We start from the raw sequence: 22761 nt of genomic DNA on the forward strand, positions 1-22761 counted from the left end.
TTACTTTCAAAAAAGGAAGCGAAAAGTACGATGAATGCAAAGGGACGTTTGAAACTTTTCGACAAAGTGACAAATGTCGCTGTGTTGGAGTTGCTCCTATTTTTACAATGAACAAAGAAAAATCTTCGGGTGGGGAGGGAAAACAATGAACCGCAAGGGTTGTCCCGATGAATATCCAATTTCCTTAATCATTAACGGCTATGAAATGGCTGTTTTTCAATTAACCAAATACGATCTGGAGGATTGGACCTATGGATACTTGTTTTCTGAAGGATTTATTCAGAATGCATGGGATATTGAATCCATCGTCATCAATGAGGAAATGGGGAGTATTCACGTTTCTCTCTGCTCTGATTTTGATGAAGAACAAGTCTTTTCGAAAAAGAAGCATTACACAGCAGGCTGTGGCAGAGGGGTCACCTTCTTTTCCATGACAGACGTGAAGAGTTTTGACAGAATCATCTCAAATCAAACCTATACCTTAAGCTATCTTTTAAAAAAGAGAAGCGAGTTTGCCCAGAAATCAGACCTTTACCTAGAGACAGGCGGAATGCACGGAGCCTGCATTATTGATGAAGACGGTCGGTTAACTATCCGTGAAGACATTGGCAGGCATAACGCTGTCGACAAGATTATTGGCCACTGTTTAAGAAAACGGTTACATCGTGAAAGGTTAATCTTACTCACAACCGGAAGGGTTTCATATGAAATGCTCTCAAAAGCAGCAAAATTTGGTTTTCCTGTTATTGGGTCACGTACGGCAGCCACTAAGCAGGCGGTGCAACTGGCCAAGTTTTTGAACATTGAGGTGATTGGCTATTTGAGAGGAAAAATGGCCACGATCTATACCATTACTGGCCGTGTGACTAATGATCTAGCAGCGGAACTGCCAGTTGAGAGAAGTATTGAAGGGGGGAATTCATAGCGTAGAGTTCAAGATTGCGAGTTAGATAGAGAGAAAACTGGGATGTTTTAATCAATTATGGGAAGGAGATTCGTGATGGTTGAAATGAACCTAAATCGCCGGCAATTTCTAAAGCTGTCAGGGGCGACGGCAGCTACACTTGCTGTGGTGGAACTTGGCTTTAATGAAAAGACTGCCTATGCAAAGACGAAGGAATTCAAAATTGCCAAAGCTACTGTAACACCAACCATTTGCTGCTACTGTGGTGTCGGATGCGGAATTCTCGTCCACACCAAAAACAACACGGTGGTTTATACGGAAGGGGATCCGGATAACCCAATCAACGAAGGTAAGCTATGCAGTAAAGGAACCACATTAAGACAGTTATATACATCTGAAAAACGCTTAACCAAACCACTTTATCGTGCTCCTGGAAGCAATAAGTGGGAAGAAAAAGAATGGGGTTGGATGCTTGACACCATTGCTAAGCGGACAAAAGAAACGCGCGACCGTTCCTTTGTGGAAGTCGAAAATGGCATCACGGTAAATAAAACTGAAAAGATTGCCAGCCTTGGCGGTGCGGCGCTTGATAATGAAGAAACCTACCTGCTATCCAAACTAATGAGAGGGCTTGGTGTCACCTACTTAGAGCATCAGGCACGAATATGACATAGTTCTACGGTTGCCGGTCTGGCACCTACATTTGGTCGTGGAGCAATGACGAACCATTGGAATGATTTGCAGCATACGGATTGTGCGTTGATTATCGGCGCAAACCCTGCAGAGAATCATCCGATTAGCTTTAGATGGCTGACAAAAGCAAAGGAAAGAGGCGGTAAAATCGTCAGTGTGGACCCGCGTTACACAAGAACGTCCGCACAGGCAGATGTGTATGCTCCGCTTCGCTCCGGTACGGATATTCCGTTCATTGGCGGGATGATTAACTATGCGCTTGAAAAAAATCTTATTCACAAAGAGTATGTTGTTAACTATACAAATGCTGCCTTCATCGTGAAGGAAGGTTATGACTTTAATGAGGGTCTTTTCTCCGGATACGATGAAGCAAAAAGAGCCTATGACAAAACAAAATGGGCGATTGAAACGACAGAAGATGGAAAACCGGTGAAGGATGCATCCTTAACACATCCACGCTCTGTCTTCCAATTAATGAAGAAGCATTATTCTCGTTATGATGTAAATACCGTAACAACCGTGACAGGAACACCAAGAGAAGACTACGTAAAGGTATGCGAGGCGTTCTGTTCAACAGGTAAGGTGGGCAAGGCAGGAACCATCATGTATGCGATGGGTACAACCCAGCATACGGTCGGCTCTCAAAACGTCCGGATCTATGCCATCTTGCAGCTTTTATTAGGAAACATTGGCTTACCTGGCGGTGGCATCAACGCGATGCGCGGTGAATCGAACGTTCAAGGTTCAACCGACTTTGGTTTATTATTTGATAACTTAACGGGCTACCTCGGTGCCCCAAAAGCAACGGTTTCAGAGCATGCCACTCTTAAAGGATATTTGGAAAAAGAAACACCAAAAACAGGCTACTGGAGCAATAAGCCGAAATTCGTGGTCAGCTTGCTAAAGGCTTGGTACGGTGCGAACGCTACGAAAGATAACGAATTCGGGTATCAATTCCTGCCAAAAGGCAACAAAAACTACTCCCACATCAATTTATTTAATGCGATGTATAAGGGAGAGCTAGATGGTGCGTTCCTATTTGGAACTAACCCGGTTGTCGGCGGACCGAATGCTGGAAAAGAAAAAGAAGCCTTGGGCAAGCTGAAGTGGCTAGTGGCCATTGACCTTTGGGAAACAGAAACGTCTGCCTTCTGGCAAAAAGAAGCGGGCAGTGACCCAGCAACGATCAATACAGAAGTGTTCCTGCTCCCAGCCTCCGCTTCGTTTGAAAAAGAAGGAAGTATATCGAACAGCTCACGCTGGATGCAGTATCGTTGGAAAGCCATCGATTCAAGAGGCGAAGCACGGCCAGATCTCGATATCATTCACGAATTAGCGCTAAAACTGAAGGCGTTATATGCAAACAGTCCTAAATCAGCAGACAAACCGTTCTTAGCACTTGATTGGAATTATGGTACTGGAGAAGTACCTGATATTGATCTTGTGGCAAAAGAAATCAACGGCTATGACTTGAAAACAGGCAAATTAATCGCTGGTTTTGGTGCGCTGTTAGATGATGGAACCACTTCAAGTGGTAACTGGATATATTCCGGCTTCTATCCTGAAGAAGGCAAAAATAAATCCAAAAACCGCGACAACATAGATACAGGTGGGGAAAATTATTTGAATTGGTCATATGCTTGGCCATCAAACCGTCGTATCCTTTATAACCGTGCCTCTGCTGATCCAAGTGGCCAACCGTGGAGTAAGGAAAAGGCGGTCATTTGGTGGGATGCCGTTCAGAAGAAATGGGTCGGCAATGATGTTCCAGACTTTAAGCCAGTATTAGGACCTACCGAGCCAGGCGGAACGGGAGCATTTATGATGAACAAGGATGGTGTAGCGCTATTATTTGCACCTACTTTGAATGACGGTCCGTTCCCTGAGCACTATGAGCCATTCGAAAGCCCTGTAGCGAATGCTTTTTCTAAGGTTCAATTGAATCCGGCAACTGTGGTTATTGAGGGTGACTTCAATAAAAAGGGTGACAAAAAGAAATTCCCTATCATCGCGACCACTTATCGAGTCAGTGAACACTGGCAGTCAGGCTCCATGACAAGGAACCAGGAGTGGCTGTCTGAATTAGCAGGCCATATGTTTGTGGAAATGAGCGAAGAGCTTGCAAAAGAAAAAGGCATCAAGAACAAAGATAAGATCATTGTCAGCTCCGCACGTGGAGAAATTAAAGCCTTTGCGATGGTGACGAAGCGCTTTAAGCCAATCATCACTAACGGTAAGAAGGTCCATGAAGTAGGAATGCCATGGCACTTTGGCTATAAAGGATTTGCAACAGGAGATACAGCCAACCGCCTGACACCGCACATTGGAGATGCCAATACCATGATTCCTGAATTTAAAGCATTCCTCTGTGATGTTAGGAGGGCTGACTAATGACGAAATATGTGAAATATGTGGATGTAACGAAGTGTGACGGCTGTCGTGCCTGTATGGTGGCCTGTAAGAACTGGAATGACCTTCCGGCAGAGCCAACAGAGTTTTTGGGAAGCGTACAGTCCCATGCGAAAACTACAGCCGATACGTGGAACGTCTTACAGTACATCGAGCATGAAAATGGAAAGGGTGATTTAGAATACCTATTCCGCCATTCTTCCTGCTTCCATTGTACAGATGCGGCCTGTGAGAAGGTGTGCCCGGAGAACGCGATCAGCTATACAAAGTATGGCTCGGTTGTCATCGACCAAGACAAGTGTGTGGGCTGTGGGTACTGTGTCCAAAACTGCCCATTTGAAGTGATTTCTTTAAAAACATACAAAGACAAAAACGGAAAAGAGTACAAGAAGTCGCATAAATGCACCATGTGTACAGACCGTCTGGATGAAGGCCTACAACCAGCCTGCGTGACAACATGCCACACAGGAGCCATGGAATTTGGCGAGGCTGAAGCAATGATTCAAAAAGCAGAAAAACGCGTGAAGGAAATCAAGGACCGCTATCCGAATGCCATGGTGTACAACCCGCAAGGTGTAGGTGGAACACATACCGTGTATGTCTTGGCGGAAAAGCCTTCTGTATACGGTTTGCCTGAAAATCCAAAGGTTCCTACCTCTGCAGTGGCCTGGAAGGATTATGCCCAGCCAATCGGTAAAATGATGCTAGGTGCGACAACGATGGCTCTTGTAGGTGCATTTGTAACCAATAGGCTTTTCAATAAAGAAGGCAAGGAAAATGGAGGTGGTAGCGATGAGTAAGCAGCAAAAACCTACTATACAAGTAAAACGGTTTTCAAAGGGCTTTGTGTGGGCACATGCCATAAATGCCATCTCCTTCTTTGCGCTTTATATTACAGCCCTGCCAATGTACACCGAATTTTTTGATTGGTTATACCCGGTTTTTGGCGGTCCAGCGGGAGCGCGACTGCTTCATCGCATCTTTGCGGTTGCTTTTGTTTCGCCAACCATTATCTTTTTGATTTTTGACTATAAAGGCTTTATGAATTGGATGAAAGAGCTTATTACATGGAAAAAGAGAGATCTTCAGTTTTTTACAGAGTTTGTGAAAGAGCTATTTGGCTTTAAGTTCAAGCATGTAAAACAAACGTTCTTTAATGCGGGTGAGAAGATCAACTCCATCCTACAAATTGTATGTGCCATCATGATTATTGGTTCAGGCTTCCCGATGTGGTTCCCGCAATTTTTCCCAAGAGCCGTTGTCCAGTGGGGATATTTCTTCCATAACGTAGGTTTTGGACTAGCGATAGCAGTTGTAGTGGGCCATATCTATCTAAGTGTGATTCACAAAAACTCAAGACCAGGCTACTCCGGGGTAGTCACAGGAAAGGTCCCTGCCTGGTGGGCGAAAGAACACTACACCGAATGGTACGAAGAAGAAGTGAAAAAAGGCAACTTCCCAAAACTAGACGATCCAAGCAACAAAAAGAAAAAAGGCGCTTGATAGCCAATATGTAAATCAGGGCAGTGGCTGTCAGTAACATGACAGCCTCTTGCTTTTTAAAATAGCTATGTTATTTGCACTTAGTTGATTGGAGCGGAAGGCGCTCGATCCTCGAAAATGCTATCGCATTTCCTTCGTGCGGTGTTGATTCGAAGAAGCTGATTCAATGTCCTGTGGGAGTATGGTTCAGGGGAGACCCCGCAGGCGCTTTTCTCCGAGGAGGCTCGCCGAAACACCCACGGACCGCTCGCGCCTGGAGCGGAAATCAACGGGCAAGTTTAATATAGCAAAAAATAGTAAAAGAATGAGGTGCAGCAATGATTAAGTCCGTTGTTTCAAGAGAGTACCAGGAATTACAAAAGCAAATTGTCATGCTTCAAGAAAAGTGGAAGCAACAGATTGATAGAGAGACCATCCGCACCGACCTCGACCAGGCAGCAATGGACGCAGGAGTGCCAGTTGCAGCATTAACAGCCGTTGACTTTGAAATTTCACTATTCCAACAGTGGATAGCGGAAATTATTGCGATGCTAGTGGAAATGAATCCACACTTAGAACCAAAACTAGCAGGAGTTGGCCATCTATTAGATGAGAAAGTAGCTTTGAGATGGCTCGATGAGTCTTTTACTTTCAATTACATGTACTTTGCTAAGTTTGCCGAAGAAAATGGACTCGAAGAATGGATTCCACAATTTTTAGCTGAAACAGCCCTGCGCCCTTATTTACAAGTAATAGCAGAAAAGGTTGAAAAGGATATACATCAGACTGTGCCGGGAGCGGGCTGTCCAGTCTGCGGTGAGCCGGTAAGATTAGCGTCCCTTGAAGAGGAAGGAAAAAAGGTCATGCATTGCCCGCGCTGTCTGTTCCATTGGCAAGCAAGACGTCTGGAATGTTCGCACTGCGGCAACGAGGACCATAAAACCATTCAGTTTTTAACCATTGAAGGCGATGCAGTCTCCCAAATTCAAGTTTGCGAGCAATGTGACGGCTATATTAAAATTATTGATACAAGACAATATATCACGAAACCGTCTGCCGCCTTACTAGACTTAACCTCCATCCACCTAGACTTCGTCGCACAAGAAAATGGATACAACCCAGTAGGCGTGAAAAAAATAGAGAATTAAGAAGGTGCTAAGGTGAAGGCTGCAGCTATTATTTTATCAGGTGGGAAATCTAGCAGAATGGGTACCAACAAAGCCCTGCTAAAAATAAACGAGAAAACAAACATCGAAAGAATTGCAGATACGCTAAAACCCCTCTTTGATGATATAATTCTAGTAACGAACAATCCTGAATCTTATGAATTTTTAGGATTAAAGATGATCAAAGATTATTATCCTGGCATGGGGCCGCTTGCAGGGGTCCATGCAGGCCTGACTCACTCGGATTACGATGTGAACTTTATCGTTGCCTGTGATATGCCGTTTGTCTCGGGGGAACTCGCGCAAGCACTCGTCCGCTTCTGCGGCGAGTATGATGCCGTCATACCAGTGATTGATGGAAAACAACACCCGCTTTTTGCTGTCTTTAAAAAGGAGATTGCAGGTAAAGTGGCTGAGAGCATTGAAGAAGGAACACTCCGAATGAAGCACCTTTTAGATCGCTTACAGGTGCTGTATGTTACTGAAAGAGATTTGCAATCGAATAGCCTACTAGATCTTGATAAGGTCTTTTTTAATATGAATCACCCGAATGAGTACGAAGATGCAAAAAAGTGGGCCGAAGCAGATTAGATGAACACAAGGGGGAAAAGGGGAACCATGCAATTTTTCAAAGTAAAGACAGTTGAAGAAACATTTGCCTTAATCGAGGAACAAATACCGGTGACACCACATACAGAGGTGCGGGGGCTTGAGGAGGCCCTCCACTATATTCTTGCTGAACCGGTCACAGCCAAGGAAAATGTGCCGAGTTTTAATCGCTCAACTGTGGATGGATATGCCGTAAAAGCAAAGGATACGTATGGTTCCTCTGAATCGATGCCAGGATTTCTTACTGTAACAGGAGAAGTGAAAATGGGCGAGGTTCCCCATGCAGTGGTGGGCCCGGGCAATGCTGTCTATGTGCCAACTGGCGGTATGATGCCTTCAGGCAGTGACAGTGTCATTATGATTGAACATTGTGAGGACCTTGATGGCCTCTTAAATACATACAAGCAAATTGCACCGGGCGAAAATGTAATTCGTGCCGGTGAAGATATCAAAGAAGGTGAGACCCTCCTTACAGCAGGGACAAAGCTCCGTCCCCAAGAGTTAGGAGCACTTGCCTCTCTAGGGATTACCCATGTAACGGTTTTTCGTCAATTGAAGGTAGGCTATCTTTCTTCTGGAGATGAAATTGTCCCCTATCAAACGGAAACACTTCAAGAAGGCCAAATCCGTGACATCAATTATTTGACGATTGCAGGGCTGGCTCGAGAATGGAATATAGAGGTCGTATACGGCGGCATCGTGAAGGATGACTTCGATACGTTCCGTCAAAAGGCCCGCGAGTTATATGACCAAGTAGACTGCTTGATTCTTTCAGGAGGAAGCTCTGTCGGGGCAAAGGACTATACGACGGAAGTTATTCAATCCTTGGGGGATCCTGGGGTATTTGTCCACGGGATTTCTATCAAGCCAGGGAAGCCAACCATTCTTGCGATGGCAGATGGAAAACCAGTCATTGGGCTGCCGGGACATCCGGCATCAGCGATGATCATCTTCCGTCTATTTGGCGAAAGAATTTTACGCAAGTTGATGGGTGAAAAAACCGAGCATAAACCAGAGCGAATTTATGCAAGAATCACGAAGAATATTCCATCCTCTCCAGGGCGGTCTGATTATATTCGCGTCCGCCTGTCGGAAAAAGAGGGAGAATGGTGGGCAGAGCCGATTATCGGAAAATCGGGCCTGATCACTACATTAGTGAAAAGCGATGGCATTGTGGAGATTGTTTCAGAAAAAGAGGGAATTTCACAGGGAGAATACGTGCCTGTGATTGCATCACGATAGGGGGAATAGGAAATGAACCAGAAGTATTATCAACGGAAAATTTATTTAGAAGATAAACCCCGAGCGGAAGCAAGAGAAGAAATTCTTGCAGCACAACAGCTGCTCTCTGAAACGGAGTATCTCTCAACATCGGAAGCCTTGGGACGAGCAACGGCTGAACCCATTTTTGCCCGAGTCTCGATGCCACATTATCATGCCTCCGCTATGGACGGCATTGCCGTTGTAGCAGAAAGCACCTATTCAGCTCATGAACAGAATCCATTGGAGCTGAAAAAAGGCAGTCAATTTTGCTATGTAGATACAGGAAATGCTATTCCATCCTCGTTTAACGCGGTGATTATGATTGAGCACGTTCATGCCATTGATGAAGAAACGATTGAAATCATTGAACCAGCTACTCCATGGCAGCATATCCGCCCAATTGGGGAAGATATTGTTCAGGAGGAGATGCTGTTCCCGCAAGGCCATGTATTGAGGCCGGCAGATTTAGGCGTACTCTTGGCCGCACAGCAAACCGTTATTCCCGTCGTAAAAAAACCCCTCGTTACGATTATTCCAACAGGGAATGAATTGGTGGCGGCAGATTCAGAGCTTTCTTCAGGCAACATTATTGAATTTAATGGAACAGTGTTTGCTAACTTCATAAAGGAATGGGGCGGCAAACCGAAGCTGCACCCGATTGTGAAGGACGAGCCGGAGAAGATTAAAGAAGCTCTTTTAGCAGCAGCTGAAACCTCTGATATTATTGTGATCAATGCTGGTTCTTCCGCGGGTCGAAAGGATTTCACGGTCCATATTATTAATGAAATTGGCACTGTCTTTACCCATGGGGTCGCCGCACGGCCTGGTAAACCTGTAATTTTAGGAAAAATCAATGGGAAAATCGTCATTGGCGTTCCAGGATATCCGGTCTCTGCTTATTTAGCCTTAGAGTGGTTTGTCCGCCCACTTGTCTGCAAATATTTAGGCATTCCTGAACCTAAGAGACAGACGGTAACGGTGAAGCTAGGCCGCCGTATTGTCTCCTCCATGGGTGCAGAGGACTTTGTCCGAATGAATATCGGTTATGTGAACGGACAGTTTGTTGCAAATCCACTGACAAGAGCTGCTGGGGTAACGATGTCATATGTCCGAGCAGACGGTCTTTTGATCGTACCGCCCAATATCATTGGCTATGAACAAGGAGATCTTGCTGAGGTAGAGCTGTTACGACCGTTTGAAGAGGTAAAAAACTCGATCGTATTTTGCGGAAGCCACGATTTGACGATTGATCTATTGTCATCGCAATTAAAACGGGTTGCTACTGATAGAAAAATTGTCTCGTCACATGTCGGCAGTATGGCCGGAATCATGGCGATTCGAAAAGGCGAGGCCCATGTAGCGGGTATTCATTTGCTTGACCCTAGTACAAAGCAATATAATGTGTCATATGTAAATAAAATTCTAGCAGGGCAAGATGTCATTCTTTATCCATTTTTAAAAAGAAAGCAAGGATGGATTTTACCAAAAGGAAATCCACTAGAAATAGAGAACGTGGCTGATATGGCTAGAGTGAAGGCGAATTTCGTGAACCGTCAAAAAGGAGCCGGCACAAGGATTCTATTTGATTTGCTGCTTTCCGAAGAGGGACTCACATCAGAAGACATTGTCGGCTATGAACGGGAAATGTTCTCCCATCTAGCGGTGGCAGCAGAGGTAAAGGGTGACCGCTCTGGAGCTGGGCTTGGAATTTACCCGGCCGCAAAGGCGATGGATTTGGACTTTATTCCTGTAGCTGATGAAGAATATGATTTATTAATGACAAGAAGCTTTTATGAAAGTGACAACGGAAGACAGCTAATTGAACTGATCCAGTCGCCTGCGTTTAAGGCCCAGGTAGAAAAAATTGGCGGTTATCAAGTAGTGGAAAATGCAGAGCCAAAGCGCTTGTCTGAAGAGGTGTATTAAATGAAGATGTTTGAAATCTCAAAGGAACCGATTGATATACAAGCAATCGTTGATAAAGTTGTCCAGCGAGATGCAGGGGCGATAACAACTTTTATCGGTACGGTCCGCGAATTAACAAAAGGAAAGAAAACCTTATTTTTAATTTATGAGGCGTATGAAGCGATGGCCGTGAAAAAGCTGGAGCAAATTGGCGCAGAGATTGAAAAGCGCTGGGAAGGTTCATGCGTCGCGATTACCCACCGTGTTGGCCGCTTGGATATAACGGATGTGGCAGTTGTCATTGCTGTTTCTACCCCGCACCGGGCCGATGCTTATGAAGCAAACCGGTATGCGATTGAACGGATCAAGGAAATTGTGCCAATCTGGAAGAAAGAGCACTGGGAAGATGGCGAGGAATGGATGGGCAATCAGCTTGAAACGGTGGCCTACCCAAGCGGTAAGCCGGAGGAGAGTGACTTGAATGAATAAGGTATTATTTTTTGCCCATTTGCGTGATGCGATCGGCGGTGAGGAGTTCCTGACGATCGATGCAAGCGGTAAAACGGTTGCGGAATTAAAAGACGAGTTAGCCGCCAATTATAACCTGCCGAAAATGGACACCGTGATGACGGCTATCAACGAAGAGTTTGCATCCAATGATGAGGTCATTGCTGAAGGTGATGTCATTGCGTTCATCCCTCCTGTTAGTGGCGGGTGACCTGAAAATGGATGAACGATATTCACGACAAGTTCTCTTTCCTGGCATCGGTAAAGAAGGGCAAAAGAAGATTAGTCACAAACATGTTCTGATCATTGGTGCCGGGGCATTGGGGTCGGGTAGTGCAGAAGTCTTAACCCGATCAGGTGTCGGAAAGCTGACAATTATTGACCGAGATTATGTGGAGGCAAGCAACCTGCAGCGTCAACAGTTATATACGGAGGAAGATGTGGCGGAGAAGCTTCCAAAGGCTGCTGCAGCAGAAAAACGCCTACGGGCCATCAATTCCGACGTAGAGGTTCGGGCGATCATTGGTGATGCAACTCCTGAATTGTTAGAGGAACTAGTAGCAGACGTAGATTTGATGATGGATGCAACGGATAATTTTGAGACACGGATGGCAATGAATGATGTGTCGCAGAAATATCAGGTTCCATGGATCTACGGTGCCTGTGTGGGCAGCTATGGGATGAGTTTTTCCATCATTCCTGGAAAAACGCCGTGCCTCAACTGCTTGTTGCGGTCGATTCCACTGCAAGGGCTGACCTGTGATACAGGCGGGATTATTTCTCCAGCTGTGCAAATGGTGATAGCGCATCAAACAGCGGAAGCATTGAAGATGCTGGTGGAGGATTGGGATGCCGTTCGAACCACGTTTGTCAGCTTTGATCTGTGGAGAAATGAATATACGAGTTTAAAGATGTCGAAGGCGAAGTTCGCCGGCTGCTTATCTTGCGGCGAGGAGCGGACATATCCGTATCTCGATTATGAAAATATGACTAAAACAACGGTGCTGTGCGGCCGTGATACCGTACAAATCCGGCCCTCTTCGGCTGGTGAGATTTCTTTGGAACGGCTGGCCGGTCAACTTAGTTCATTGGGGTACGCGGTAAAAGGCAATCCATATTTGCTGTCCGTGGAAATGGGCAACGAACGAATGGTTATTTTCCAAGATGGCCGCGCACTAATCCACGGAACCAAAGACCTAACACACGCAAAAACTATCTATCAACGAATATTAGGATAAAACCGAGCTCGTACCAGGAGATGGTGCGGGTTTTTGTTTTCATGTAAGAATGGCATCCTGTTGATTGGAGTGGAAGGCGAAGATCCTCGAAAATGCTAGCGCATTTCCTTCGTGCGGTGCTGATTCAATGAAGCTTATTCAATGTCCTGTGGGAGTATGGTTCAGGGGAGACCCCGCAGGCGCGTTTCTCCGAGGAGGCTCGCCGAAACACCCACGAACCGCTCGCGCCTGGAACGGAAATCAACAGACTTTATTAAAAGTACGATATTCGACTTGTTTCACGTGGAACATGTCGAACGGTGGATGGGTCTATTTTTCGTAAAATAGACGATAATCAGGTAGAATAAAGACGAGACTGAAAATAGAGGTGTCACACATGAATATATCCATCCAAAAACTGTTAGACAAAATAGAAGACGAACTGAAGCTAGCAAAAAATGCTCAAGCGCAAGAAAGCTTGCGGGAAAAGGTGTACTCTATTAAAATATTATGCGAATTGATCCTGGATGATCAGCCATCAGCGAAGAGCGAACGAATGTTGACTGCACCTGCGGCCGTGAAGCCAGTATACACACAACCTGCTTATCAGCAGCCAGTGGCCGCACAGCCAGTCTTTCAACAACCGCTCATGAATCAACCTGTCTTCCAGCAAACGGCACCCGTCCAACAAGGAAAGAAACTAGAAATGGACGACGAAGCAAACGGAGATTCACTATTTGATTTTTAACACAAGGGAGGAGATTCTATATGAAAGCTTTTATCGTAATAGGGGCCATTAATGCCTTTATAGCAGTAGCACTAGGTGCCTTCGGCGCCCATGGATTAAAGGACAAGCTAGATGCTCATTATCTAGAAATTTGGAAGACAGGTGTCACTTATCAAATGTTCCACGCAACCGGGATCTTGATCATCGGTCTTCTACTTGGAAAAGTAGCGGCAAGTACACAATTTACCTGGTCAGGCTGGTTAATGCTAGCTGGAATCATCCTTTTTAGCGGCAGCTTGTACGCATTAAGTCTAACAAAAGTAGGCGTATTAGGAGCCATCACACCAATTGGCGGCGTATGCTTCCTAGCAGCATGGATCCTCATGATTGTTGGGGCAGTGAAACATTTTTAACTAGAAAAGCGCAAGCGCCTTGGTTAGCCCCGACAGGCAAATGTTCTTCGGCAAGAAAAGTCGCTCTTTGACTTCACTTGCCGAAGGTTATTTGACCCGAGCTGTAACAATCATCGCTTTATCAAGCCATGATTGTTACAAGATACTCACGGAAGAATATCCAGGATGAAAACTGGCTAGGCGCTGGAGCTGGACAATTCTCGAAGTCGATTTCTATACGTTCCTATAACACAAACAAGAGGCATTGGGCGTACATAACCCAATGCCTTTTTCATGCATTATTTTATCTTGGCGGGTAAGTACCTAAGCTTGGTGCCGCACCGTATGGATATTCATACTCAATTTCTTCAGGGAACGTAATGTAATCGACGGCAACCATCGGGATTAAAAAGCGAGTCCCTACCTGAGGGTCACTTAAAATTACATGGTCCCTTCCTGCTGCCTCGATAATGCCTTTAAATTCTTTGGCATTCCATTGTGAGTTGCCTTCAAAGGTGGCAAAAACAGTGGCAAGCTTTCCTTTGTTTAAACGTAAAATATTCTCAATGTACGATTGCTCTAATGGAAGCATGCCTGGACCTGCTCCACCAGCTGGCGGCATTTGTGGCATTTGTGGCATTTGCTGCTGTGGCATTTGCCCACCCGCGGATGCTGGTGGGAATTGCGGGAAGCCTTGCCCTCCACCCATCGGTTGGGCACCTTGTTGCCCAGCTCCAGTATAAGGCTGAAATCCTTTTGGATTGTAATATTGGTTCATTTTTTCCCCTCCTAAAATGATTGAACGAATCGCCCAATGGTCTATTGATACTCCAAAGAAGCCCAAATGGTTACAATTGGGATGCTACTTTTTTCTCACCTCTTTTTGATGAGACTTACGGAGCTTTATTTGAGACTCGCTGTTTAAATAGTATGAGTGTGAAGGGGGAAATATGACTTGGTTAAGCAGAGGAAAACAAAAAAGCTCTCAAGCTCGGGAGCCTGAGAACTTTTACTATTAGACATGAAGGAAGTTAGCTACACGTTCTTCTTCAAGAAGGACACCAACGAAGAAGGCTCCGAACTCGCCGTAACGAGCGCTTACTTCGTCAAAACGCATTTCATAGATAAGCTTCTTGAATTGTAGGGCATCTTCTGCAAACAGTGTTACACCCCACTCGTAATCATCGAAGCCCACAGAACCAGTGATGATCTGCTTTACTTTTCCTGCATATGTACGGCCAATCATTCCGTGGCTGCGCATCATGTTACGGCGCTCTTCCATCGGTAGCATGTACCAGTTGTCATTGCCTTGACGGCGCTTGTCCATTGGATAGAAGCAAACATGCTTCGTTTTAGGAAGCGTTGGGTAAAGGCGCGCCAAAATTTGTGGGTTTTGGTATGGATCTTCTCCTGCTGGAAGGTAGTTGCTTAATTCTACAACAGATACATAAGAATGCGCAGGAACTGTGAATTCTGCTAATTTAGTCTTATTAAATTCTGTTTCAATTTCGTTTAACTCTTCCATGGTTGGGCGCAAAATCATCATCATAAAATCTGCTTTTTGGCCAACGATTGTATATAAAGCATGACTGCCTTCTTTACGTTCCTGTGTTTGGTTCCATTTTTCCACAAGACTTAGAAACTCGTTGATCGCCTCTTCGCGCTCTTCACTTGAAAGCATCTTCCAAGTTGTCCAATCAACTGTACGGAAATCATGAAGGCAATACCAGCCATCAAGCGTTTGTGCTGCTTCACTCATTAAAATCACTCCTAAATAATGATTCTTCTTTTAACACTATTAACTATATCATAGTTTGACCAAGTGAAGCCTCAATAAAACCTTAATTGAAGAGAAGGGATATTTTTATAAAAAAGGGTACATAGTAAAAACGAGAGTGCAATTTTTTGAAAACAAAAACATTTTAGTGTAACCGCTATCTGTGACGTACTTTGCTTGAAATTTTACTTTGGTAAAGTATGCTAATAGGGGTAGTTTTTTTAAAAGGGAGGATTTTATTGTGAGTGACTTATTTGAAGGCTTAAAGCAAAAAATTTCCGGCCGTGATTTACGTATTGTTTTTCCAGAAGGCTTAGATGAGCGCATTGTAAGAGCAACTGCTCGTTTGGCTGAGGAAAAATTAATCACACCGATTCTAGTAGGTAACATTGAGCAAGTGCAGGCAAAAGCAAATGAGCTTGGCGTTTCCTTAGACGCTGTTGAAATTTACGATCCAGCTACCTATGCAGGCATGGATGAACTAGTGGCTGCGTTTGTTGAACGTCGTAAGGGTAAAGCGACTGAAGAGGATGCACGTAAAATATTACTTGATGAAAACTACTTTGGCACAATGCTTGTGTATACAAAGAAAGCACACGGTCTTGTCAGCGGTGCGGCGCATTCGACTGCAGATACGGTAAGACCTGCGTTGCAGATCATTAAAACAAAAGAAGGCGTAAAGAAGACATCCGGCGTGTTCATCATGGTTCGCGAGGATGAAAAATATGTGTTCGCCGATTGCGCGATCAATATTGCCCCAGACAGCAACGATTTAGCGGAAATTGCAATTGAGAGTGCGAAAACGGCTGAAATGTTTGACATGGAGCCGCGTGTAGCGATGTTAAGCTTCTCTACTAAGGGTTCTGCAAAGTCTCCAGAAACGGAAAAAGTGATTGCTGCGGTTGAAGAAGCGAAGCGTCGTGATGCTTCCCTTGTATTGGACGGGGAGTTCCAATTTGATGCGGCGTTTGTTCCATCTGTGGCAAAAAGTAAGGCGCCAGGCTCTGTCCTGCAAGGGGATGCGAACGTGTTTATTTTCCCAAGCCTGGAAGCAGGAAACATCGGCTACAAGATTGCCCAGCGCTTAGGCGGTTTCGAGGCAGTTGGTCCGATTTTACAAGGATTAAATGCACCGGTAAATGATCTGTCTCGCGGTTGTAACGAAGAAGACGTGTACAAGCTGGCATTGATTACAGCTGCACAAGGATTATAAGAAGAGTTGAGCTAGTTCCAGGGTGGGGCTGGCTCTTTTTTTAGTCAGAAATGGTTACTTCTCTTACTTTTTGATAAAATAACTCTATCTGACGGGTAAGGAGTTAGGCAAATGGAAGGTTTACTGCGCCAGCCTGAGTGGCGAATCATCGACCAGTCTGCAGTTGGCATTCATTTTCATGCAACACAATCCTTTGGCACTGATGATACCCTGTGTGCCTCGGTTGGCACCGGACAAGCACCGGCCACAGCGCGGACCTGGGTACATCACAATACCGTGGTGCTAGGCATTCAAGATACGAAACTGCCATTCTTACAAGATGGCATCGAATATTTAAGAAGTCAGGGCTATCAGTCTATTGTAAGGAACTCCGGCGGCTTAGCGGTCGTTCTAGATGAAGGGGTTCTTAATATTTCGTTGATTTTTCCGGAGGCGGAAAAGGGAATTGATATTAATCGTGGTTATGATGCGATGTGGGATTTGATTCAGCTGATGTTTGCTGATTTTCCGCAAGCGATTGAGGCGAGAGAAATTGTCGGATCGTATTGTCCGGGAAGCTATGACCTTAGCATTGGCGGCAAAAAATTTGCTGGGATTTCACAGCGCCGGTTGAAAAGAGGCGTAGCTGTTCAAATTTACCTGTGTGTCAATGGCAGCGGAAGTGCACGAGCCGAATTGGTGAAGCAATTTTACCAGCTGGCAAAAAAAGACGAAGAGACCAAATTTGAATACCCTCAAGTTGTGCCGGAAGTAATGGCGTCTCTCTCTGAATTACTGGGAACGCATTTTACGATTGCAGATGTCATGCTGCGACTATTAAACCAGTTAAAAAGCAATAGTGACCATTTATTTGCCGGGCAATTAAACGAATATGAGTTTTCATTATTTCCCGGTTACTATCAAAGGGTCGTTGAGCGGAACGAAAAGATAGCGGAAAGGTAAAAAGAGGCTGACTCTTAATAAATGAGTCAACCTCTTTTCTAAAATGGGATGCTGCGCGTGTTCTATTCTCCCTTATTCCGCTACTTTCTCTAGGTTCCCGTTACGGTCCATTTTAAATTTTGTAGCAGGTCTTTCTTCTTCTTCAAATAATACGAGCTTGCGAGCACGGTTCATGATCTTCATTAAGGTCTCGTAATCTTCTTGAATCGTCTCGGTATTTTGTTCGAGTCCAGCGATTTTATTCGATAGCTCTTCATTTTGCTTCCTTAATTCGGCTATCTCTCTCTTCAATCTTTCATTCTCACTTTTTAATGCTTCATTTTGCAGATTGGCATGATGAAAGTTTTGTAAGTAAGAAATAACGGAATCAAGCGACATTGTACCAGAAGCAGCAGGTGCTGTTTTGTAACTTGGTGCAGCTGGTTTAACGTAGGTTTCAGCAGCCATTTCAGCTGTCATATCTGGCATTTCAACAGCTGTCTCAACCGGCATTTCCACTGAAATCGGAAGTGCATCAAATTCTTCAGTAGTAGTAATTGGTGGGCTGTAGAGAAGCTTTTTCTTTCCACCTTGTTCTTTTCCTAATACTCTCTGTCTTTGTTTACGTTGTTTTTTGGCTAGTTGCAATGCTTTTTCATACGTGTGACGTACTACTGCGTTCCATCTGAAGCCGCAGGCTGCAGAAGTCCTGTTCAGCTTGTCCCCTACCTCTTCAAAGGCGTTCAGCTGGGTGCTACCTTCTCTTACATGGCGAAGGACAGTCTCTGCTAGTAATAAATCATTTTCATCTGTCCATGCATCTTGACGTACTTTCATGTTTTTCAACTCCCTAAAAATAATTTACTTTATTGTGCCGTCGTGTTTCTGACTAATTTTTTAAAGTTCTAGTCTTATGATGGACAAGTTTTTCAGGCTTTATACCAAAATGATTAAAAGGATACTAGATTTTTTAACTGAAAGATTCAGACGGTTGTCCAAGGATTGCTAAAGATTGCAACTTGCATTCAAAAAAAAGAAAATGTAAAATACCAATGGAGTAAAATTGGATATACTAGTTAGTAGATAAATGATTGATTGTAGAAAGGGTTGTACCAAATGTCCAATGAATTTCGCGTTTGCGATGATTGTCAGGCCGTGAATTTAAAGACATTGATCCCTCGTTTGAAAGATTGCGATCCGAATGCTGAAGTGAAAATTGGCTGCCAGTCTTACTGTGGACCTGGCCGGAAAAAAACCTTTGCCTTCGTTAATAACCGCCCGGTTGCCGCATTAACGGAAGAGGAATTAATGGAGAAAATTAATAAAAAGATAAAATAATCACCTTAAGAAAATTGATTAAGGTGATTTTCTTTTTTATAGGCTATGTTAAAGCCAAATGTTGAGTTGACAAACCTCTGTTGATTGGAGCGGAAGGCGCGAAGATCCTCGAAAATGCTACCGCATTTCCTTCGTGCGGTGTTGATTCGAAGAAGCTGATTCAATGTCCTGTGTGAGTATGGTTCAGGGGAGACCCCGCAGGCGCGTTTCTCCGAGAAGGCTCGCCGAAACACCCACGAACCGCTCGCGCCTGGAGTGGGAATCAACAGACTATTTTAATAACGAAAGCAGCGTTTTGTCGAAAACTACTGCAGAAATTTGCTGGTTTTTGGGATATAATAGGAGAAAGAAAGTCAGATGTGAGTTTATAAGGAAGAGGGAAGTTCATGCAATATTCGGCGGTAAAACTGAATGAAGAAAAAGTGTTTAAAGACCCCGTTCATCGCTACGTACACGTACGTGACTTGGCAATCTGGGATCTAATCGGAACAAAAGAGTTTCAGCGCTTACGACGAATCAAACAGCTTGGAACGACCTTTTTAACCTTTCATGGTGCAGAGCACAGCCGATTCAACCATTCATTAGGCGTATACGAAATCGTCCGCCGGATCATCGACGATGTCTTCGCTGGAAGACCGGAATGGAACGATAACGAACGACTTCTCACCCTATGTGCGGCCCTCCTCCATGACCTGGGCCACGGACCGTTTTCACATTCCTTCGAAAAAGTCTTTGGCTTTGACCACGAAGAATTTACCCGCGCCATCATTTTAGGTGACACCGAAGTGAACCGCGTGCTCTTGAAGGTAGGACCTGATTTCCCTTCACAAGTAGCCGAGGTCATTGAGAAAACATCCGAGAAAAAACTCGTAGTGAGTCTGATTTCCAGCCAAATCGATGCCGATCGCATGGATTATCTGCAACGGGATGCCTATTTTACCGGTGTCAGCTACGGCCAGTTTGATATGGAACGAATTCTGCGCGTCATGCGGCCACGAGAAGATCAAGTGGTCATCAAAAAGAGTGGAATGCATGCGGTAGAAGATTATATTATGAGCCGCTACCAGATGTATTGGCAAGTCTATTTTCACCCCGTAAGCCGCAGTGCCGAGGTGATTTTGACAAAAATTCTCCACCGGGCAAAGCAGTTATTTGAAGAGAACTACTCGTTTAAATATGAGCCGATTCACTTTACGTCGATTTTTCGAGAGAAAGTGACATTAGAAGACTATTTAAAATTAGATGAATCTGTTATTTTATATTATTTTCAAATTTGGCAGGAAGAGGCCGATCCGATTTTAAGTGACCTTTGCCGCCGGTTTGTGAATCGTAATCTATTCAAATATGCAGAGTTTGACCCTGCGAAAGAATATAAGAAGCTGGCTGAATTGACGGTCTTATTCCAAAAAGCCGGAATTGATCCGGAATATTATTTAGTGGTCGATTCATCCTCCGATCTGCCGTATGATTTTTACCGCCCAGGTGAAGAAGAAGAACGGCTGCCGATTCATTTGTTGATGAAAAGTGGAGAATTACGTGAGCTTTCCCGCGAATCAGAAATAGTTGATGCGATATCTGGAAAAAGAAGAACCGATCATAAGCTTTATTATCCAGCTGATTTTTTAGAGAGTGATTCCGGCTGTCAGGAGAGTAAAGCGAAAATCCGCGCTCTTTTGGAAAGTTGATAGGCGGACGGTTTTCCTGAGTCAAGAATAGTAGAGAATATGAGACATGTTTAGATGGAGTAGGAGATGACGAACGTTGTTAAAAGATCATGCTAAACTGATGCAGGCGATTTTGGTGTCCGGTGAAATTACGGGAAGAAAAAAGCTGCAAAAGATGATATATATTGCCAAAAAGGTTGAATTTCCGTTTCAGGAGCGATTTCAATTTCATTTTTACGGGCCGTACTCGGAGGAATTGACGACACGGGTAGAAGAGCTGTGTAATATGGGCTTTTTGAATGAAGTGAAAGAGAAAAAGGGCGGATATTTTCAGTATCGCTATACATTGACGGATGCAGGGAAAGAGTTCTTGAACATGAATGAAGTGGAAATGCCTTTCTTACAGGATTGCCTTGTGGATATGAATGCGCAGAATGCTAGATTCCTTGAGCTTGTTTCCACGGTTTTATATTTTGATAATCTTCCAAAGGAAGAAGTTGCGAATAAGGTATTTACGTTGAAAAGCAGCCAGCGCTATACCGAAGCAGAGATTGATGAAGCGTATCAATACATTGAGAGCTTGAAGGCGAAAGTGCAATAATAAAAAGAAAAGTGGAAACGCAAGGGCGCTTCCACTTTCTTTATTATAAGAAAGTAAAATTCTACTTCGAGAATTGTCCAGCTCCAGCGCCTAGCCCCTCGGGTCAAATAACCTTCGGCAATAAAAGTCAAAGTGCGGACTTTTTTTGCCGAAGAACATTTGCCTGTCGGGGCTGACCGAGGCGCCTCCGCTTTTCTTATTTATCACTAAATCTGACGCCGCCGACGCCGTAATGATTCTTGCTCATTTCTTCGATGAAAACAGTGATGTTTTCTTTTGGAGCGCCTGTTGTTTCGCTGACAGCGTCAGTGACTTTAGCCACTAGTGCTCTTTTTTGGTCTTCGGTGCGTCCTTCTAGCATTTTGACTGTAACGTATGGCATGATGATTTCCTCCTTGATAACGTAACTAGTTTTAAGTTTCCCTCATTCTGCAAAAAAGTGCAATAATGGTTGGCATTTTTGATTTTCTTTTTCCATAGGATTTCATGTATACTAAAAGGAATATAATAGAAGAAAGAGAAAAACGGAAGCAGTCCCAATCATTTGCGTGCCTTCCGTTCAGTAAGGAAGGAGAAGCCAAATGGATACCTTGGAACATTTTCTTGCCTATCCACTAAGAGAAATTCCCTATGTTGTCATTACGCTCATGTTTGCCTTTACGTTTCATGAGTTTGCCCATGCCTATGTGGCTTACAAATTCGGTGACATGACAGCCAAGAAGCAGGGACGGCTGACGTTAAATCCACTTCAGCATCTTGACCCATTCGGAACACTGTTGATTTTAATTGCCGGCTTCGGTTGGGCCCGTCCTGTACCGGTGAATCGTTTCCATTTTAAAAAGCCGCGCTTGGCAGGTGTTCTCGTTTCTGTCGCAGGTCCGTTGAGTAACCTGGTGTTAGCTTGTGTTGGCTTTATCGTTTGGTATGCCCTAAACCGTTATGGTACTGTGCCGTCAGATAATTTTATTGATTTTCTCAATATCTTTATTAATCTTAACGTGGTGTTATTTATTTTTAACTTGCTTCCGCTTCCGCCACTTGATGGGTATCGGATTGTAGAGGATTTAGCGCCTAATCATATTCGTGCGAAGATGACCCAGTACGAACAATATGGAGTGTTAATTTTTTTAATATTAGTCATTACACCACTGGATCAATATACGATTCAGCCAATTTTCGGGTTCGTTATCCCGTGGGTATTAGAAGGGTTAAGCCATTTCTTTTATAGCATGTTTTTTTAAGGAGGTCTCCGATCGATGGATGAAAAGAAGAAAAAGCTTGGGTTCAATATAATTAAAAAAACTGATCCAATGGCTAATCATAAAGGGTTTGGAAAAGGGGCGCTTAGCCTTGATAATGTGTCGCCTGTGATCATTGATGTAGAAGCTGGGGACGCGGTGATCGATATTGGTGCGATGCATGCCCGCAGTGCGGTGGAGAAGGGTATCAAATTTTTAGCGAATAAAGAAGAGGTTCCAAATGGCAAGCCGTATTGGCTGGTATGGGTGACGATTGACCGCCATGAAGAGGGACCCTATTATGCTGGCGTGACTGCATGTTACATGACCGTTGACCGCGAAATCCGCCGCGGCTTCAAGTCGCTTCCAGAGCATGTTAACCGCATGGATAAGTCACTGAAACGCCATATTATCGTCGCTGATATGGACGACAAGTCAAAAAAGATACTCGCTGACTTTTTGAAAAATCATAATGAGGTATTGTGGAATAATTCTACGGATGAGTTAAAACAAGGATTAAATGCGGAGTAAAAAATACCTAAAGATAATTTTTGGTAGTTTTTTTACACGATAGATAGTATGATAAACAGTGTGTGAACACACGTAAAACTAGGACAAGAAAAGCTCCGGAGCAATCCGGAGCTTTTCTATTTAAGTATAATTTAATATTATCTAGCTCCAGCGCCTAGCCCCTCGGGTCAAATATCCTTCTGCAATAAAAGTCAAAAAGCAACT

The 22761-nt window shown here is 44.2% G+C and carries 24 protein-coding genes and 1 pseudogene; 21 read left to right on the forward strand and 4 right to left on the reverse strand.

All coding sequences use genetic code 11. The annotated features are described in order from the left end of the window. The first annotated feature begins 145 nt into the window (after positions 1–145). From fdhD to QE429_RS01895, 14 genes and pseudogenes are all read left to right on the forward strand, one after another. Positions 146–925: a formate dehydrogenase accessory sulfurtransferase FdhD gene (gene fdhD, locus QE429_RS01835; RefSeq protein ID WP_307283328.1), complete on the forward strand. Its 780-nt coding sequence runs from the start codon at positions 146–148 to the stop codon at positions 923–925. Between the two features lie 75 nt (positions 926–1000). Further along, complete coding sequence (locus QE429_RS24520) at positions 1001–1573, forward strand: twin-arginine translocation signal domain-containing protein (protein ID WP_483862224.1); 573 nt, start codon at positions 1001–1003, stop codon at positions 1571–1573. A gap of 12 nt (positions 1574–1585) precedes the next feature. Next, positions 1586–3988: pseudogene (fdnG, locus tag QE429_RS01840) on the forward strand (formate dehydrogenase-N subunit alpha); the annotation flags it as partial. Next, positions 3988–4806, forward strand: coding sequence for a 4Fe-4S dicluster domain-containing protein (locus tag QE429_RS01845; protein ID WP_307283331.1), 819 nt, complete (start codon positions 3988–3990; stop codon positions 4804–4806). The pseudogene fdnG and the gene QE429_RS01845, both read left to right, overlap by 1 nt. Next, entirely contained in the window at positions 4799–5509 is a 711-nt protein-coding gene (locus tag QE429_RS01850; RefSeq protein ID WP_307283332.1) for a formate dehydrogenase subunit gamma, read from the forward strand. The genes QE429_RS01845 and QE429_RS01850 overlap by 8 nt, the downstream gene beginning before the upstream one ends. A gap of 317 nt (positions 5510–5826) precedes the next feature. Then, on the forward strand, positions 5827–6636 hold the full coding sequence (locus tag QE429_RS01855; protein WP_307283334.1) for a formate dehydrogenase accessory protein FdhE: 810 nt from the start codon (positions 5827–5829) through the stop codon (positions 6634–6636). Positions 6637–6648: 12 nt separating this feature from the next. Continuing rightward, on the forward strand, positions 6649–7245 hold the full coding sequence (gene mobA, locus QE429_RS01860; protein WP_307283338.1) for a molybdenum cofactor guanylyltransferase: 597 nt from the start codon (positions 6649–6651) through the stop codon (positions 7243–7245). 27 nt (positions 7246–7272) lie between these two features. Further along, positions 7273–8505 carry a molybdopterin molybdotransferase MoeA gene (locus QE429_RS01865; RefSeq protein ID WP_307283340.1) on the forward strand — a complete coding sequence of 411 codons (1233 nt, stop codon included), beginning with the start codon at positions 7273–7275 and terminating at the stop codon, positions 8503–8505. A 12-nt stretch (positions 8506–8517) separates the two neighbouring features. After that, complete coding sequence (locus tag QE429_RS01870; protein ID WP_307283342.1) at positions 8518–10452, forward strand: molybdopterin biosynthesis protein; 1935 nt, start codon at positions 8518–8520, stop codon at positions 10450–10452. Then, on the forward strand, positions 10453–10920 hold the full coding sequence (locus QE429_RS01875) for a molybdenum cofactor biosynthesis protein MoaE (protein WP_307283344.1): 468 nt from the start codon (positions 10453–10455) through the stop codon (positions 10918–10920). Then, positions 10913–11149, forward strand: a complete 237-nt coding sequence (moaD, locus tag QE429_RS01880; RefSeq protein WP_307283346.1) for a molybdopterin converting factor subunit 1 — start codon at positions 10913–10915, stop codon at positions 11147–11149. The genes QE429_RS01875 and moaD overlap by 8 nt, the downstream gene beginning before the upstream one ends. A gap of 7 nt (positions 11150–11156) precedes the next feature. Continuing rightward, positions 11157–12176 (forward strand): thiazole biosynthesis adenylyltransferase ThiF, encoded by a 1020-nt coding sequence (locus QE429_RS01885; RefSeq protein ID WP_307283347.1) that lies wholly within the window; start codon positions 11157–11159, stop codon positions 12174–12176. A 376-nt stretch (positions 12177–12552) separates the two neighbouring features. Further along, a complete protein-coding gene (locus QE429_RS01890) occupies positions 12553–12903 on the forward strand; it encodes a YwdI family protein (protein ID WP_307283350.1) in 351 nt (116 codons plus the stop codon). A gap of 20 nt (positions 12904–12923) precedes the next feature. Beyond that, the gene (locus QE429_RS01895; RefSeq protein ID WP_307283353.1) at positions 12924–13295 is read left to right on the forward strand and encodes a DUF423 domain-containing protein; all 372 of its coding nucleotides are present in this window, start codon (positions 12924–12926) and stop codon (positions 13293–13295) included. A 283-nt stretch (positions 13296–13578) separates the two neighbouring features. Here QE429_RS01895 and gerQ read toward each other — a convergent pair whose 3' ends face one another. Together gerQ and hemQ are read right to left on the reverse strand one after the other, a co-directional pair. Continuing rightward, positions 13579–14052 (reverse strand): spore coat protein GerQ, encoded by a 474-nt coding sequence (gerQ, locus tag QE429_RS01900; RefSeq protein WP_307283356.1) that lies wholly within the window; start codon positions 14050–14052, stop codon positions 13579–13581. A gap of 237 nt (positions 14053–14289) precedes the next feature. After that, on the reverse strand, positions 14290–15033 hold the full coding sequence (gene hemQ / locus QE429_RS01905) for a hydrogen peroxide-dependent heme synthase (RefSeq protein ID WP_307283358.1): 744 nt from the start codon (positions 15031–15033) through the stop codon (positions 14290–14292). 259 nt (positions 15034–15292) lie between these two features. On the opposite strand from hemQ, the gene pta reads away from it, so the two are divergent. Together pta and lipL are read left to right on the forward strand one after the other, a co-directional pair. Then, positions 15293–16264, forward strand: coding sequence for a phosphate acetyltransferase (pta, locus tag QE429_RS01910; RefSeq protein ID WP_307283361.1), 972 nt, complete (start codon positions 15293–15295; stop codon positions 16262–16264). 111 nt (positions 16265–16375) lie between these two features. Further along, positions 16376–17206: an octanoyl-[GcvH]:protein N-octanoyltransferase gene (gene lipL / locus QE429_RS01915; protein WP_307283363.1), complete on the forward strand. Its 831-nt coding sequence runs from the start codon at positions 16376–16378 to the stop codon at positions 17204–17206. Positions 17207–17278: 72 nt separating this feature from the next. On the opposite strand, the gene QE429_RS01920 is transcribed toward lipL, so the two are convergent. Continuing rightward, positions 17279–18022: an RsfA family transcriptional regulator gene (locus tag QE429_RS01920; RefSeq protein WP_307283365.1), complete on the reverse strand. Its 744-nt coding sequence runs from the start codon at positions 18020–18022 to the stop codon at positions 17279–17281. A gap of 279 nt (positions 18023–18301) precedes the next feature. Here QE429_RS01920 and QE429_RS01925 point away from each other — a divergent pair, with 279 nt between their 5' ends. The 3 genes from QE429_RS01925 to QE429_RS01935 all read left to right on the forward strand — a co-directional run bounded on the left by QE429_RS01925 (position 18302) and on the right by QE429_RS01935 (position 20788). Next, positions 18302–18523 (forward strand): YuzB family protein, encoded by a 222-nt coding sequence (locus QE429_RS01925; RefSeq protein ID WP_307283366.1) that lies wholly within the window; start codon positions 18302–18304, stop codon positions 18521–18523. Positions 18524–18909: 386 nt separating this feature from the next. Further along, the gene (locus QE429_RS01930; protein WP_307283369.1) at positions 18910–20208 is read left to right on the forward strand and encodes an HD domain-containing protein; all 1299 of its coding nucleotides are present in this window, start codon (positions 18910–18912) and stop codon (positions 20206–20208) included. Positions 20209–20284: 76 nt separating this feature from the next. Then, positions 20285–20788: a YwgA family protein gene (locus QE429_RS01935; protein ID WP_307283371.1), complete on the forward strand. Its 504-nt coding sequence runs from the start codon at positions 20285–20287 to the stop codon at positions 20786–20788. A gap of 196 nt (positions 20789–20984) precedes the next feature. On the opposite strand, the gene QE429_RS01940 is transcribed toward QE429_RS01935, so the two are convergent. After that, positions 20985–21170 (reverse strand): 2-hydroxymuconate tautomerase, encoded by a 186-nt coding sequence (locus QE429_RS01940; protein ID WP_307283373.1) that lies wholly within the window; start codon positions 21168–21170, stop codon positions 20985–20987. Between the two features lie 208 nt (positions 21171–21378). Between QE429_RS01940 and QE429_RS01945 the strand changes: the two genes are divergently transcribed. Both QE429_RS01945 and QE429_RS01950 read left to right on the forward strand, forming a co-directional pair. Continuing rightward, complete coding sequence (locus tag QE429_RS01945; RefSeq protein ID WP_307290710.1) at positions 21379–22029, forward strand: site-2 protease family protein; 651 nt, start codon at positions 21379–21381, stop codon at positions 22027–22029. 15 nt (positions 22030–22044) lie between these two features. Continuing rightward, positions 22045–22557: a YwhD family protein gene (locus QE429_RS01950; protein WP_307283375.1), complete on the forward strand. Its 513-nt coding sequence runs from the start codon at positions 22045–22047 to the stop codon at positions 22555–22557. Positions 22558–22761 lie beyond the last annotated feature (204 nt).

The organism is Bacillus sp. SORGH_AS_0510 (genome assembly GCF_030818775.1).
Taxonomy (GTDB): Bacteria; Bacillota; Bacilli; order Bacillales; family Cytobacillaceae; genus Neobacillus.

Coding starts and splice junctions, on each gene's coding strand:
- QE429_RS01890 (WP_307283350.1), top strand. CDS start 12,553: ATGAATATATCCATCCAAAAACTGTTAGACAAAATAGAAGACGAACTG.
- gerQ (WP_307283356.1), bottom strand. CDS start 14,052: ATGAACCAATATTACAATCCAAAAGGATTTCAGCCTTATACTGGAGCT.
- QE429_RS01865 (WP_307283340.1), top strand. CDS start 7,273: ATGCAATTTTTCAAAGTAAAGACAGTTGAAGAAACATTTGCCTTAATC.
- QE429_RS01920 (WP_307283365.1), bottom strand. CDS start 18,022: ATGAAAGTACGTCAAGATGCATGGACAGATGAAAATGATTTATTACTA.
- QE429_RS01855 (WP_307283334.1), top strand. CDS start 5,827: ATGATTAAGTCCGTTGTTTCAAGAGAGTACCAGGAATTACAAAAGCAA.
- lipL (WP_307283363.1), top strand. CDS start 16,376: ATGGAAGGTTTACTGCGCCAGCCTGAGTGGCGAATCATCGACCAGTCT.
- fdhD (WP_307283328.1), top strand. CDS start 146: ATGAACCGCAAGGGTTGTCCCGATGAATATCCAATTTCCTTAATCATT.
- QE429_RS01895 (WP_307283353.1), top strand. CDS start 12,924: ATGAAAGCTTTTATCGTAATAGGGGCCATTAATGCCTTTATAGCAGTA.
- QE429_RS24520 (WP_483862224.1), top strand. CDS start 1,001: ATGGTTGAAATGAACCTAAATCGCCGGCAATTTCTAAAGCTGTCAGGG.
- QE429_RS01870 (WP_307283342.1), top strand. CDS start 8,518: ATGAACCAGAAGTATTATCAACGGAAAATTTATTTAGAAGATAAACCC.
- QE429_RS01845 (WP_307283331.1), top strand. CDS start 3,988: ATGACGAAATATGTGAAATATGTGGATGTAACGAAGTGTGACGGCTGT.
- moaD (WP_307283346.1), top strand. CDS start 10,913: ATGAATAAGGTATTATTTTTTGCCCATTTGCGTGATGCGATCGGCGGT.
- QE429_RS01925 (WP_307283366.1), top strand. CDS start 18,302: ATGTCCAATGAATTTCGCGTTTGCGATGATTGTCAGGCCGTGAATTTA.
- QE429_RS01930 (WP_307283369.1), top strand. CDS start 18,910: ATGCAATATTCGGCGGTAAAACTGAATGAAGAAAAAGTGTTTAAAGAC.
- hemQ (WP_307283358.1), bottom strand. CDS start 15,033: ATGAGTGAAGCAGCACAAACGCTTGATGGCTGGTATTGCCTTCATGAT.
- QE429_RS01950 (WP_307283375.1), top strand. CDS start 22,045: ATGGATGAAAAGAAGAAAAAGCTTGGGTTCAATATAATTAAAAAAACT.
- QE429_RS01875 (WP_307283344.1), top strand. CDS start 10,453: ATGAAGATGTTTGAAATCTCAAAGGAACCGATTGATATACAAGCAATC.
- QE429_RS01940 (WP_307283373.1), bottom strand. CDS start 21,170: ATGCCATACGTTACAGTCAAAATGCTAGAAGGACGCACCGAAGACCAA.
- QE429_RS01850 (WP_307283332.1), top strand. CDS start 4,799: ATGAGTAAGCAGCAAAAACCTACTATACAAGTAAAACGGTTTTCAAAG.
- QE429_RS01885 (WP_307283347.1), top strand. CDS start 11,157: ATGGATGAACGATATTCACGACAAGTTCTCTTTCCTGGCATCGGTAAA.